We start from the raw sequence: 13,066 nt of genomic DNA, 5'->3' as shown, positions 1-13,066 counted from the left end.
GAAGGTATATCCATACAAACAGATGAAGATTGCAGCCGTAACGTCTATAATCAGCGCCCCACACAGAGGTAGAACATGACTGTAACGACTTTTTCCGAACTTGAACTCGATGAAAGCCTGCTGGATGCCCTCCAGGAAAAAGGTTTCACTCGCCCGACCGCCATTCAGGCTGCCGCCATTCCGCCTGCGCTCGATGGACGTGATGTACTCGGTTCTGCGCCGACAGGCACCGGTAAAACGGCGGCATACTTGCTGCCAGCGTTGCAGCACCTGCTCGACTTCCCGCGCAAAAAATCCGGTCCACCGCGCATTTTAATTTTGACGCCGACGCGCGAACTGGCGATGCAGGTTGCCGAACACGCTCGTGAACTGGCCAAAAATACGCATCTGGATATCGCCACTATTACCGGCGGCGTGGCTTACATGAACCACATGGAAGTCTTCAGCGCAAACCAGGACATCGTGGTCGCAACCACAGGCCGCCTGCTGCAATATATTAAAGAAGAGAACTTCGACTGCCATGCAGTCGAAACACTGATCCTCGATGAAGCCGATCGCATGCTGGACATGGGCTTTGCCCAGGACATCGAGCACATCGCCGGTGAAACACGCTGGCGCAAGCAGACCATGCTGTTCTCCGCCACGCTGGAAGGTGATGCGATTAAAGATTTTGCCGAGCGTCTGCTGGAAGATCCGGTTGAGGTCTCAGCGGATCCGTCAACGCGCGAACGCAAGAAGATCCATCAGTGGTACTACCGCGCCGATGACATCGAGCATAAAACAGCTCTGCTGATCCATCTGTTAAAACAGCCTGAAGCGACCCGCTCAATTGTCTTTGTACGCAAACGCGAGCGTGTGCACGAACTGGCAGGCTGGCTGCGCCAGGCGGGGATTAATAACTGCTATCTCGAAGGCGAGATGGTACAGAATAAACGCAACGAAGCGATCAAACGACTGACCGATGGTCGGGTGAACGTACTGGTTGCGACCGACGTGGCCGCACGTGGTATTGATATCCCAGACGTCAGCCACGTGTTTAACTATGACATGCCGCGCAGTGGCGATGCCTATCTGCACCGCATCGGTCGTACCGGTCGTGCTGGCCGTAAAGGTACCGCGATTTCTCTGGTTGAAGCGCATGACCACCTGCTGCTCGGCAAAGCAAGCCGTTATGTAGATGAACCACTGAAGCCGCGAGTTATTGACGAACTGCGTCCAACAACCCGTGCGCCAAGTGAAAAATCTAACGGCAAGCCATCCAAGAAAGTGCTGGCAAAACGCGCCGAGAAGAAGGCGAAGGATAAAGAGAAGCCGCGTGTGAAGAAACGTCACCGCGATGCCAAGAATATCGGCAAGCGTCGTAAGCCGAGCGGATCTGCCTCACAGCAGTCCGACAAAGAATAAACCGAATGCCGGGCCAGTCAGCCCGGCATTTTTTCATGCCTCGCAAAGCTCTCTACAATACAATCCATGAAAACCCGCATAGCCGGGCTGACGACTTTTCCGGCATGATGCGCGCACAATGCGGTAATCAACTCAGGATCTTCACCAAACGGTAACGCTATCAATTCTCCTGAACGCAACTCCTTCTCAACGGTAAATCGCGGTAAAAAGCTAACACCAAGATTAGCAGATACACACCGCTTGATGCTCTCAATACTCCAGAGTTCAATGGTATTTTCCAGTGTAATCTGTCGCTTTCGCAGCAGACTTTCAAAGCGTTGCCTGAAGATACATTGCGGTTCATTAATGATAAAGCTGCAGGGTATGTGCTGGTTATGCTGGGTGAAATTAACGTGCTGAAGAACCGGAGAAGCAACCAGGACAAGAGGTTGTTCGCCTAATGGCAGCATCTCAAGAGCATCGTCATTACCAACCCGATAAAATACTCCCAGATCAACATCATCACTCAGCAAAGCATCACGAATGACATAACAATTGAGTGACTGTAAGAATAAGCGAACATTGGGCGCACGTTGTTTAAACCGTTGTAAAACCTGAGGCATTTTATAAGCCAACAGCGTTTCTCCGGTTGCGACGCGGAGATCGCCGCTCGGTTGTGCATCTTGTTGTGCCGTTTGCCGGATCGATGCCATCACGCGCGTCAAGTCATGTATATGCGGCATCAGCCGCTTCCCTTCACTGGTCAGGCACATCCGGCGACCAATTTTTTCGAACAACTGCACCGAGAGTTCTTGTTCAAGCTGTTGAATATGAAACGTAACGGTTGACTGCGTACAACAAAGTTTTTGCGAAGCCCGAAGAAATGAGCCCTCTTCTACCACCGTTTTTAGCGTAATAAACCGACGTAAATCCATCTTCACCAACCTATCGAAATTATCGAACTTAGAATGCAAAAACATTCATTTTTTTAAATGTTCTGTGTCGGGTACTGTCTGCTAAAACAGAGGAGATAACAAGTGACCCCCACGCTTTTAAGTGCATTCTGGACCTATACACTGATTACTGCGCTAACCCCCGGCCCGAACAATATCCTCGCGCTTAGTGCAGCGACATCACATGGCTTTCGTCAGAGTACGCGTGTTCTGGCGGGAATGAGCCTGGGCTTTTTGATAGTCATGTTGCTGTGCGCCGGGATTTCATTCTCGCTTGCAGTCATTGATCCGGCTATCGTCCACTGGCTCAGTTGGGCGGGGGCAGCATATATCTTATGGCTGGCCATAAAAATCGCCACCAGCCCGACCTCAAATGATAGCCTTGAGGCAAAACCGATTAGCTTTTGGGCAAGTTTTGGCTTGCAGTTTGTTAATGTCAAAATCATTTTGTACGGCATTACCGCGTTATCCACGTTTGTTTTGCCGCATACAAAAGAGCTGAGTTGGATAATTGGTGTTAGCGTATTACTGGCATTGATAGGAACATTCGGCAATGCCTGCTGGGCGCTGGCTGGCCATCTTTTCCAACGCGTCTTTCGCAGCTATGGGCGGCAATTGAATGTCATTCTGGCATTACTGCTGGTGTACTGCGCTGTGAGGATCTTTTATTAAATGATGTAAAAAAGCGGAAGATGCACTGACATCTTCCGCTTTTTGATTATTGATTTAGCGGGGTTGATTCCCCGTAAGCCTTACAGGCTCTCAGTAAAGGTACGAGCAATAACGTCGCGCTGCTGTTCTGGTGTCAGTGAGTTGAAACGCACTGCATAACCAGAAACACGAATAGTCAGCTGCGGATATTTTTCCGGGTGCTTAACCGCATCTTCCAGCGTTTCGCGACGCAGAACGTTAACGTTCAGGTGCTGACCGCCTTCCACGCGCACTTCTGGTTGCACGTCTACTGGAACTTCACGGTATTCAATTTCACCCAGTTTGCTGACGGCAACGACTTCATCGGCATTGAAACCTGCTTTCGCAACGATGCAGCGTGCTTCACCTTTTTCGCTGTCCAGCAGCCAGAAAGAGTTCAGCAGGTCGTCATTTGCAGCTTTAGTAATCTGGATACCTGTAATCATGTTGATGCCTCCCCGGCAAAATTATTTGATTTCGGTTGGCCGTTTCTCCGGCCAATTGGTAAAACCATTGTTGCTTGAGTGTATATATACCCCTCACACACCCTTGAATCTTTGATTTAAATCAACAAAAACCACACATCAAAAGTGGTGATGGGTGGATTTTATTGTTTTACATCAACTTACGCCAAGTGCTCAGGTAAACTTTTTACATAAATTTTCAACTATCTTTAAGGGGTAGCTCATTGAGAAACGTACAGAATTTTGCGCCTCATAAAGAAGCAGTTAAGCTATAGCGATTGCAAATTCGCAGGAGAGCGAGATGGCCACCGAATTAACCTGGCACGATGTGCTGGCTGAAGAGAAACAACAGCCCTACTTTGTTAATACACTGCATACTGTCGCCGGCGAACGCCAGTCGGGTATGACAATTTACCCACCACAAAAAGATGTGTTTAACGCATTTCGTTTTACCGAGCTGGGCGATGTTAAGGTCGTCATTCTGGGGCAGGATCCTTACCATGGGCCAGGTCAGGCACATGGTCTCGCCTTTTCTGTCCGTCCTGGCATTGCCATTCCGCCATCATTACTGAACATGTATAAAGAGCTGGAAGCCACAATTCCAGGTTTTACGCGACCTGCACACGGATATCTGGAAAGCTGGGCACGCCAGGGTGTTCTGTTACTTAACACCGTCCTTACCGTTAGGGCTGGTCAGGCGCATTCACATGCGAGTCTCGGCTGGGAAACCTTTACCGATAAAGTCATTAGCCTGATCAATGAACATCGTGAAGGGGTGGTATTTTTGCTCTGGGGCGCGCACGCGCAGAAGAAAGGGGCAATTATTGATGCGCAGCGTCACCATATCCTGAAAGCGCCGCACCCTTCACCGCTCTCGGCACATCGAGGTTTCTTTGGCTGCAATCACTTTGTACAGGCAAATACGTGGCTGGAACAACGAGGTGAAAAAACAATTGACTGGATGCCGGTACTGCCGGCTGAGAGTGAGTAAAAAAATGCCAGCGATTCGCTGGCATTTTTATTATCAGGCTTTGTTCTGACGCCACCACTCCGCAAGCAGTACGCCTGTCGCCACGGAGACGTTGAGTGTCTCTACGTTGCCTGTGCCGTCAATCGCGACGCACAGGTCGTCTGCTGAGCATGCCGCTTCCGGCAGAGCTTCGCGTTCGCGGCCTAATACCAGCACCATTTTTTCCGGCAGCGTTGTGTTAAACAACGGCTTACCTTTGTCGCTGGAGGTCATGACGACGGTATAACCTGCCTGGCGGAAATCATCCAGCACATCGACAATACTGTCACCAGTAATTGGTTGAACGTGCTCTGCCCCACCTTCCGCGGTGCGAATCGCTGCACCAGATTCCAGCAGAGCTGCGTCCTGCACTACCACGCCTTTCACACCGAAGTGCGCACAGCTACGCATCATACCGCCCAGGTTATGCGGGTTAGCGATATCTTCCAGCGCCAGTACGCAATCCTGCGCGCCCGCCTGACCGACCCATTGCTTAACGGTAGTACCATTACGTTTCTTAATCAGGAAGCAAACGCCGCCATGGTGCTCGGTACCAGAAGCTTTCGCCAGTTCGGCCTCGTCAACCACGTGGTAGGCTTTGCGATTTGCCGCCATCCAGCGTAACGCTTCTTTGAATCGTGGTGTCACGCTCTGAATAAACCAGGCACGGACAATTGCATCCGGACGGCTCTGGAACAGAGCCTGACAGGCATTTTCACCGTAAACGCGGGTTTCTTCCGCACGCTGACGACGTAATACTTCAGGATCGATAAAACTCTTGCCGCTAATACCACCGTGATCGGCCTTTTCCGCGACATCATCACTCGGCGCGCGGGATACAGTACGCCATGGTGAGTCTTCACGTTTGCGGTCACGATCGCGGTCGCGGTCGCGGCTCTGATTATTTCTTTCATCGCGGGCGGGGCGACGGCCACCGTCTGCACGAGACTTTCCTGGACGTCCTCCCCCTTTCCCTGTACGCGGGTTCTGGGTACGTTTTTCAGAATCATCATCACTGCGGACATACATCACTTTGACCTTGCCGCTTTTATTCTTCAATTCATCGTTCATGCTTTTCTCCACCAGCGCTGCGCGAAGCGCGCAGATTACCCGATGTGCACGTCGTTAGCCATTATTTCATTTAAAAGCTTATGACTATTGTACTCATTGAATAAAACGCATTGTTGTTTAAAACAGTCTCTCCGATAATATGTAACATAATAGAAACATACCGGCGTCATTGCCGCGAAGTCCATCCTACTCATCCAGAGGTTAGTTATGAATACCGTTTGTACCAGCTGCCAGGCTATCAACCGCATCCCTGAAGATCGCGTTCAGGATACGGCCAAATGCGGACGCTGTGGTCACGATCTGTTTGATGGTGAGGTGATCAATGCGACCGGAGCTACACTGGATAAGTTATTAAAAGACGATCTTCCGGTGGTAGTCGACTTCTGGGCACCATGGTGTGGCCCATGCCGTAACTTCGCCCCAATTTTTGAAGATGTTGCCGAAGAGCGTAGCGGTAAAGTACGCTTTGTTAAAGTGAATACGGAAGCTGAACGCGAACTCAGCGCACGTTTCGGCATCCGCAGCATCCCGACAATCATGATTTTCAAGAAAGGTGAAGTCGTCGATATGTTAAATGGCGCCGTACCAAAAGCCCCATTTGATAGCTGGCTTAACGAATCATTATAATCTCTCCGGGGCACGTCTTGTGTCCCGTTTTGTCCTCTGCGACAATAGCGTTTTTCAACGTGCTTCCCCATGACAGATAACGCCGTTCTTCAGTTACGTGCCGAGCGCCTTGCGCGCGCCACGCGCCCTTTTCTTGCCAGAGGTAATCGCATCCGTCGCTGCCAGCGTTGCCTGCTGCCACTAAAGTTCTGCCTTTGCGAAACGCTCGCGCCCTCTCAGGCAAAAAGTCGCTTTTGTCTGGTGATGTTTGATACCGAACCTATGAAGCCCAGCAATACGGGGCGTTTAATTGCCGATATTTTGCCAGATACCGTTGCCTTTCAGTGGTCACGAACCGAACCGCCGCAGGCATTACTTGAGCTGGCACGAAATCCAGATTATCACCCCATGGTAGTGTTCCCCGCTTCATATGCAGGTGAGGAACGTGAAGTAATTTTCACGCCACCAGCAGATAAACCGCCGTTGTTTATTATGCTCGATGGTACCTGGCCGGAAGCACGCAAGATGTTCCGTAAAAGTCCGTACCTGGATAACCTGCCGGTGATTTCCGTCGATTTATCGCGCCTTTCCGCCTACCATCTGCGCGAAGCGCATGCTGAGGGGCAGTATTGCACTGCCGAAGTGGCGATAGCCTTACTGGATCTGGCTGGTGACAGGCAAGCAGCAGAAGCATTAGGTGGGCACTTCACACGCTTTAAAACACGCTATCTGGCAGGAAAAACTCAACATCAGGGAAGCGTCACAGCAGATTCAACAGAAAGCGTTTAAAATCATTCGGTCACTGGTGTCATTAAGGAAGCCGATATGAGTCAACGTGGTCTGGAAGCACTGCTGCGACCGAAATCCATTGCGGTGATTGGGGCATCAATGAAACCCAATCGTGCAGGTTACCTGATGATGCGTAACTTACTGGCTGGAGGTTTCAATGGGCCGGTTTTACCGGTGACACCTGCCTGGAAAGCGGTTTTAGGTGTTCTTGCCTGGCCCGATATCGCCAGCCTGCCTTTTACTCCCGATCTTGCCGTTTTGTGCACCAATGCGAGCCGCAATCTGGCATTGCTTGAAGCGTTAGGTGAAAAAGGCTGTAAAACCTGCATTATTCTCTCGGCGCCCGCAGCACAGCACGCTGAACTGTTAGCTTGCGCATCACGCCATAAAATACGTCTGCTCGGTCCCAACAGTTTGGGACTTCTCGCCCCCTGGCAGGGACTCAACGCCAGTTTTTCACCGGTACCGATTAAGCGCGGTAAGCTTGCTTTTATCTCTCAGTCTGCCGCTGTATCCAATACTATTCTCGACTGGGCGCAGCAGCGGGAAATGGGATTTTCCTATTTCATCGCGCTGGGCGACAGCCTGGATATTGACGTTGATGAGCTACTTGATTACCTGGCCCGTGACAGTAAAACCAGCGCAATTTTGCTCTATCTCGAACATTTGAGTGATGCCCGACGCTTTGTCTCTGCGGCACGTAGCGCATCGCGCAATAAACCTATTTTGGTGATTAAAAGTGGTCGAAGTCCGGCAGCCCAGCGTTTACTTCATACCAGTGCGGGAATGGACCCTGCCTGGGATGCCGCCATCCAGCGTGCCGGTCTGTTACGCGTACAGGATACTCACGAGCTTTTTTCTGCAGTAGAAACCCTGAGCCATATGCGCCCGCTACGGGGCGACAGGTTAATGATTATCAGCAACGGTGCCGCTCCCGCTGCTCTGGCATTAGATGAGTTGTGGTCACGAAACGGCAAGCTGGCCACGCTGAGTGAAGAGACCTGTCAGAAATTACGCGATGCCTTACCTGTCCATGTTGATATCGCAAATCCACTGGATCTGCGTGACGACGCCAGCAGCGAACACTACATCAAAACACTGGATATTTTACTCTCCAGCCAGGATTTCGACGCCCTGATGGTGATTCACTCGCCCAGCGCTGCGGCTCCAGGCACCGAGAGCGCACATGCACTGATCGAAGCAGTTAAACACCACCCCAGAGGGAAATTCATTTCCTTGCTGACGAACTGGTGCGGAGAATTTTCATCCCAGGAGGCACGCAGGCTGTTTAGTGAGGCTGGATTACCCACCTATCGCACACCGGAGGGAACCATCACCGCGTTTATGCATATGGTCGAGTATCGGCGTAACCAGAAGCAATTGCGAGAAACACCAGCGTTGCCCGACAGCCTGACCGCCAATACCGCCGAAGCACATAATCTTTTGCAGCGGGCGATCGCTGACGGGGCGACATCTCTCGATACACATGAAGTACAGCCAATTTTGCAAGCCTATGGCTTACACACACTGCCGACCTGGATTGCCAGTGACAGCGCAGAGGCCGTGCACATCGCAGAACAAATCGGCTACCCGGTGGCATTAAAACTGCGTTCCCCTGATATTCCGCATAAATCGGAAGTTCAGGGGGTAATGTTATATCTGCGTACAGCAACAGAGGTGCAGCAGGCCGCTAATGCGATTTTTGATCGGGTGAAAATGGCCTGGCCGCAGGCGCGTATCCACGGTTTATTGGTACAAAGTATGGCCAACCGCGCTGGTGCTCAGGAGCTTCGCGTAGTTGTTGAACACGATCCGGTATTTGGGCCATTGATTATGCTGGGCGAAGGTGGAGTTGAGTGGAGGCCTGAAGAACAAGCCGTGGTGGCATTACCGCCATTGAACATGAATCTGGCACGTTATCTGGTGATTCAGGGGATCAAAAATAAAAAGATCCGCGCCCGCAGCGCACTACGACCATTAGATATCGCCGGTTTAAGTCAGCTTCTGGTCCAGGTATCCAACCTGATCGTCGACTGTCCGGAGATTCAGCGTCTGGATATCCATCCGCTTCTGGCCTCTGCCGGTGAATTTACTGCACTGGACGTCACGCTGGATATTGCCCCTTTCACTGGCGACAACGAAAGCAGACTGGCTGTACGCCCCTACCCCCATCAACTGGAAGAGTGGGTTGAGATGAAAAACGGCGAACGCTGCCTGTTCCGCCCTATTTTGCCGGAGGATGAGCCTCAACTGCAGCAGTTCATTTCACAGGTAACGAAAGAAGATCTTTATTACCGCTACTTCAGTGAGATCAACGAATTTACCCATGAAGATTTAGCCAATATGACGCAGATCGACTACGATCGGGAAATGGCCTTTGTCGCCGTACGTTGTCGAGATAACCATGAAGAGATCCTCGGTGTTACGCGAGCTATCTCGGATCCTGATAACGTAGATGCAGAGTTTGCTGTACTGGTTCGATCCGATCTCAAAGGACTGGGACTCGGCCGTCGATTGATGGAAAAGTTAATTACGTATACCCGAGATCACGGACTCAGGCGCCTGAATGGTATTACGATGCCAAACAATCGTGGGATGGTCGCCCTGGCCCGGAAGCTCGGGTTTGATGTTGACGTCCAGCTCGAAGAGGGGATTGTTGGGCTAACGCTTAATCTGGCCCAATTTGAGGAATCGTGAGTAAGGTACTGGAAATGTTGACCACATTAATGGGTACTGGTGGTATCATTGCTCGCTTATGTCGTCTGCATAGCACAGAGGACCCTTCAATGAACAGAGAAGAAATGCACTGTGATGTTGTCAAAATTTAAGCGTAATAAACATCAACAACACCTTGCCCAACTACCTAAGATTTCTCAGTCAGTTGATGATGTAGATTTCTTTTATGCTCCCGCTAATTTCAGGGAGACTCTGCTGGAGAAAATAGCCAGCGCGACGCAACGGATCTGCATCATAGCTCTGTACCTGGAGCAGGATGACGGTGGCAAAGGCATACTCGACGCGCTCTATGCGGCTAAGCGGCAGCGTCCCGAACTGGATATTCGGGTACTTGTTGACTGGCATCGTGCCCAGCGAGGGCGTATTGGCGCAGCGGCCTCCAATACCAACGCTGACTGGTATTGCCGAATGGCGCAAGAAAACCCAGGGATCGATATTCCGGTCTACGGCGTACCGATTAATACTCGTGAAGCGCTTGGCGTCCTGCACTTCAAAGGCTTTATCATCGATGATAGCGTCCTGTATAGCGGAGCAAGCCTGAACGATGTTTACTTGCACCAGCATGATAAATACCGCTATGACCGCTACCAGCTGATTCGCAACGCGCAAATGGCCGATATCATGTTCGACTGGGTAACGCAGAACCTGATGAACGGTCGCGGTGTTAATCGCCTTGATGATATCCATCGTCCTAAAAGCCCGGAAATTAAAAACGACATCCGTCTGTACCGTCAGGAACTGCGTGATGCCTCGTTCCATTTCCAGGGGAATGCTGATAACGAACAGCTTTCTGTTACTCCTCTGGTTGGGCTAGGAAAATCCAGTCTGCTAAATAAGACCATTTTCCACCTCATGCCTTGTGCGGAGCAAAAGCTTACGATCTGCACCCCTTATTTCAACCTGCCTGCTGTGCTGGTTCGCAATATCATCCAGCTACTACGGGAAGGGAAAAAAGTAGAAATCATCGTGGGCGATAAAACCGCCAACGACTTTTTCATACCTGAAAATGAGCCGTTTAAGATCATCGGGGCACTTCCCTACCTTTATGAAATTAACCTGCGCCGCTTCCTGAGCCGTCTACAGTATTACGTTAATACCGATCAGCTAGTCGTTCGCTTATGGAAAGATGATGACAATACCTATCATCTGAAGGGTATGTGGGTTGATGACAAATGGATGTTGCTAACCGGCAACAACCTTAACCCCCGAGCCTGGCGCCTGGATCTGGAAAATGCCATTCTTATCCACGATCCTAAGCAGGAGCTAACCCTTCAGCGCGAAAAAGAGCTTGAGCTCATCCGTACGCATACTACCGTCGTTAAACACTATCGCGACTTACAGAGTATTGCCGACTATCCGGTAAAAGTACGTAAGCTTATCCGTCGACTACGCCGTATTCGAATCGACAGATTAATCAGCCGTATTCTGTAACCAAAACCCCGTCCAGTGACGGGGTTTTTCCTGTGGAGGTAACGGTGCGCCTGTTTATCCTTGCCTGTATCCTGACACTTTCTGGCTGTAGCCATATGGCGAACGATAGCTGGAGTGGACAAGACAAAGCCCAACACTTCATTGCCTCCGCCATGCTGGCTGCAGCCGGAAACGAGTATGCGCAGCACCAGGGAAATAGTAACGACCGCAGCGCTGCTATCGGTTTTATGTTCTCAGTCAGCCTCGGTGCATCAAAAGAACTGTTGGACAGCCGCCCCTCAGGAAGCGGCTGGAGTTGGAAAGATTTTGCCTGGGATATAGCCGGAGCATCCACCGGCTACGCTGTCTGGCAAATGGCCCATCGCTAGAGGCGCAGCCCTTTCCCTTTACGGTGTAGCATTAGCGAGACAAAAAAAGCGACCACCGCCATAGCGGTAACGTACCAGAAGAATGTCGTTTCCATCCCGACCGACTTTAGCGACAGCGCAACATATTCCGCAGAACCACCAAACAAAGCATTTGCCACTGCATAAGATAACCCAACCCCTAGAGCACGAACTTGTGCCGGGAACATTTCGGCCTTCAGGATCCCACTGATAGAAGTGTAAAAACTCACAATTAGCAAAGCACACATCACCAGACCAAATGCCATATACGGAGACGTCACATTCTGTAGCGCCGACAAAATAGGAACGGTGAACAGCGTAGCCAGCACCCCAAAGCACAACATCGAAGTACGTCGACCAATTTTATCTGACAAAGCACCAAATATAGGTTGCACCAGCATAAAGACACACAGCGCTGCCGTCATAATACCGCTGGCTACATTGGCATGCATACCTGCTGTATTTACCAGGTATTTTTGCATATAGGTAGTAAACGTATAAAAGCAAAGTGAGCCAGCGGCGGTAAAGCCAAGCACCATAATAAAAGCTTTACGGTTGCGCCATAATCCTTTCAGGGAGCCCGCTTCTTTCAACGCACGAACATCCTGTTTCGATGTTTCATCCAACTGACGACGTAACCATAATGCGACAATCGCCAGCACTGCCCCCAGCGCAAATGGGATACGCCATCCCCACGCTCTGAGTGCAGAGTCTTCTAACGTTTGCTGCAGTATCACCACAACCAGTAATGCCAGTAATTGTCCGCCTATCAACGTAACGTACTGGAATGAAGCATAAAATCCTTTCTTACCTTCAACTGCCACCTCACTCATGTAGGTTGCGCTAGTTCCATACTCTCCCCCAACCGACAGTCCCTGGAATAATCTGGCAAGCAACAGCAGTGCGGGTGCCCATGTACCGATAGTTTCATACCCCGGCAGACACGCGATCACCAACGACCCCATACACATCATGCACACTGACAACAGCATGGATTTTTTACGCCCATGTTTATCTGCGATCCGGCCAAAAAGCCATCCGCCTATCGGCCGCATCAGGAAGCCCGCAGCAAAAACGCCGGCGGTTTGTAGGAGTTGTGTTGTGGTATTTCCGGAAGGAAAAAAGATATGAGCAAAATAAAGAGAACAGAAAGAATAGATGTAAAAATCAAACCATTCGACAAGATTCCCTGATGACGCCCCTACAATTGCCCATATACGACGACGGGTATCGCTGTCGGTCAGCGCCCCATTCTCAGTTACACTGCTATCAGCCATTAGAATTGTGCCCCTGCCAAGGATCTGTTGAATCTTACAATGATGTATCGTGTTTTTAGTGAAAAATATGTTACATAATTGTTATACATCATTGCGAGAGTTAGATCACGATTTTAATTAGCAGAGAAAGGAATCAGATTTATATGATGGAGGGTAAGAAGCCTGAGTCTGATAGAACTACGCTTGTCAGACCTGCAGTCCGCAGACGCAAAAAAGCCCATCCGGCAGGATGGGCTTCTTCACTGGTTTGATGCCTGGCAGTTCCCTACTC

The 13,066-nt window shown here is 50.5% G+C and carries 12 protein-coding genes; 8 read left to right on the top strand and 4 right to left on the bottom strand.

The window, feature by feature from the left end:
- The first annotated feature begins 75 nt into the window (after positions 1–75).
- A complete protein-coding gene (gene srmB, locus OGX98_RS06220; protein WP_136345496.1) occupies positions 76–1,404 on the top strand; it encodes an ATP-dependent RNA helicase SrmB in 1,329 nt (442 codons plus the stop codon).
- Between the two features lie 17 nt (positions 1,405–1,421).
- Here srmB and OGX98_RS06215 read toward each other — a convergent pair whose 3' ends face one another.
- The gene (locus tag OGX98_RS06215) at positions 1,422–2,318 is read right to left on the bottom strand and encodes a LysR family transcriptional regulator (RefSeq protein ID WP_144243081.1); all 897 of its coding nucleotides are present in this window, start codon (positions 2,316–2,318) and stop codon (positions 1,422–1,424) included.
- Positions 2,319–2,420: 102 nt separating this feature from the next.
- Here OGX98_RS06215 and eamB point away from each other — a divergent pair, with 102 nt between their 5' ends.
- Positions 2,421–3,008 carry a cysteine/O-acetylserine transporter gene (gene eamB / locus OGX98_RS06210; RefSeq protein WP_286594984.1) on the top strand — a complete coding sequence of 196 codons (588 nt, stop codon included), beginning with the start codon at positions 2,421–2,423 and terminating at the stop codon, positions 3,006–3,008.
- Positions 3,009–3,088: 80 nt separating this feature from the next.
- Here eamB and grcA read toward each other — a convergent pair whose 3' ends face one another.
- The gene (grcA, locus tag OGX98_RS06205) at positions 3,089–3,472 is read right to left on the bottom strand and encodes an autonomous glycyl radical cofactor GrcA (RefSeq protein WP_003037563.1); all 384 of its coding nucleotides are present in this window, start codon (positions 3,470–3,472) and stop codon (positions 3,089–3,091) included.
- A gap of 319 nt (positions 3,473–3,791) precedes the next feature.
- Between grcA and ung the strand changes: the two genes are divergently transcribed.
- A complete protein-coding gene (gene ung, locus OGX98_RS06200; RefSeq protein ID WP_045446313.1) occupies positions 3,792–4,481 on the top strand; it encodes a uracil-DNA glycosylase in 690 nt (229 codons plus the stop codon).
- A 33-nt stretch (positions 4,482–4,514) separates the two neighbouring features.
- Here the strand turns inward: ung and OGX98_RS06195 are convergent, their stop codons facing one another.
- Positions 4,515–5,570 (bottom strand): tRNA/rRNA methyltransferase, encoded by a 1,056-nt coding sequence (locus OGX98_RS06195; protein ID WP_286594983.1) that lies wholly within the window; start codon positions 5,568–5,570, stop codon positions 4,515–4,517.
- A gap of 207 nt (positions 5,571–5,777) precedes the next feature.
- Between OGX98_RS06195 and trxC the strand changes: the two genes are divergently transcribed.
- The 5 genes from trxC (at position 5,778) to OGX98_RS06165 (ending at position 11,500) form a co-directional block, all read left to right on the top strand.
- Entirely contained in the window at positions 5,778–6,197 is a 420-nt protein-coding gene (trxC, locus tag OGX98_RS06190; RefSeq protein WP_045446319.1) for a thioredoxin TrxC, read from the top strand.
- 69 nt (positions 6,198–6,266) lie between these two features.
- The gene (gene tapT, locus OGX98_RS06185; RefSeq protein ID WP_286594982.1) at positions 6,267–6,965 is read left to right on the top strand and encodes a tRNA-uridine aminocarboxypropyltransferase; all 699 of its coding nucleotides are present in this window, start codon (positions 6,267–6,269) and stop codon (positions 6,963–6,965) included.
- Between the two features lie 36 nt (positions 6,966–7,001).
- A complete protein-coding gene (gene patZ / locus OGX98_RS06180) occupies positions 7,002–9,662 on the top strand; it encodes a peptidyl-lysine N-acetyltransferase PatZ (RefSeq protein ID WP_225761279.1) in 2,661 nt (886 codons plus the stop codon).
- A 114-nt stretch (positions 9,663–9,776) separates the two neighbouring features.
- Positions 9,777–11,132: a CDP-diacylglycerol--serine O-phosphatidyltransferase gene (gene pssA, locus OGX98_RS06170; protein ID WP_048220784.1), complete on the top strand. Its 1,356-nt coding sequence runs from the start codon at positions 9,777–9,779 to the stop codon at positions 11,130–11,132.
- 44 nt (positions 11,133–11,176) lie between these two features.
- On the top strand, positions 11,177–11,500 hold the full coding sequence (locus OGX98_RS06165) for a YfiM family lipoprotein (protein WP_045446332.1): 324 nt from the start codon (positions 11,177–11,179) through the stop codon (positions 11,498–11,500).
- On the opposite strand, the gene OGX98_RS06160 is transcribed toward OGX98_RS06165, so the two are convergent.
- Positions 11,497–12,795: an MFS transporter gene (locus OGX98_RS06160; protein WP_286594981.1), complete on the bottom strand. Its 1,299-nt coding sequence runs from the start codon at positions 12,793–12,795 to the stop codon at positions 11,497–11,499. The two genes, OGX98_RS06165 and OGX98_RS06160, sit on opposite strands and share 4 nt — an antisense overlap.
- Positions 12,796–13,066: the final 271 nt, after the last annotated feature.

The sequence above is a fragment of the Citrobacter sp. Cm046 genome (genome assembly GCF_030333065.1).
Classification (GTDB): Bacteria; Pseudomonadota; Gammaproteobacteria; order Enterobacterales; family Enterobacteriaceae; genus Citrobacter; species Citrobacter murliniae.
This window is presented reverse-complemented; position numbering and strand designations above follow the sequence as displayed.

Excerpts from the sequence above, each read along its gene's own strand:
- srmB (WP_136345496.1), top strand. The coding sequence starts at position 76 with ATGACTGTAACGACTTTTTCCGAACTTGAACTCGATGAAAGCCTGCTG.
- OGX98_RS06215 (WP_144243081.1), bottom strand. The coding sequence starts at position 2,318 with ATGGATTTACGTCGGTTTATTACGCTAAAAACGGTGGTAGAAGAGGGC.
- grcA (WP_003037563.1), bottom strand. The coding sequence starts at position 3,472 with ATGATTACAGGTATCCAGATTACTAAAGCTGCAAATGACGACCTGCTG.
- ung (WP_045446313.1), top strand. The coding sequence starts at position 3,792 with ATGGCCACCGAATTAACCTGGCACGATGTGCTGGCTGAAGAGAAACAA.
- OGX98_RS06195 (WP_286594983.1), bottom strand. The coding sequence starts at position 5,570 with ATGAACGATGAATTGAAGAATAAAAGCGGCAAGGTCAAAGTGATGTAT.
- trxC (WP_045446319.1), top strand. The coding sequence starts at position 5,778 with ATGAATACCGTTTGTACCAGCTGCCAGGCTATCAACCGCATCCCTGAA.
- tapT (WP_286594982.1), top strand. The coding sequence starts at position 6,267 with ATGACAGATAACGCCGTTCTTCAGTTACGTGCCGAGCGCCTTGCGCGC.
- patZ (WP_225761279.1), top strand. The coding sequence starts at position 7,002 with ATGAGTCAACGTGGTCTGGAAGCACTGCTGCGACCGAAATCCATTGCG.
- pssA (WP_048220784.1), top strand. The coding sequence starts at position 9,777 with ATGTTGTCAAAATTTAAGCGTAATAAACATCAACAACACCTTGCCCAA.
- OGX98_RS06160 (WP_286594981.1), bottom strand. The coding sequence starts at position 12,795 with ATGGCTGATAGCAGTGTAACTGAGAATGGGGCGCTGACCGACAGCGAT.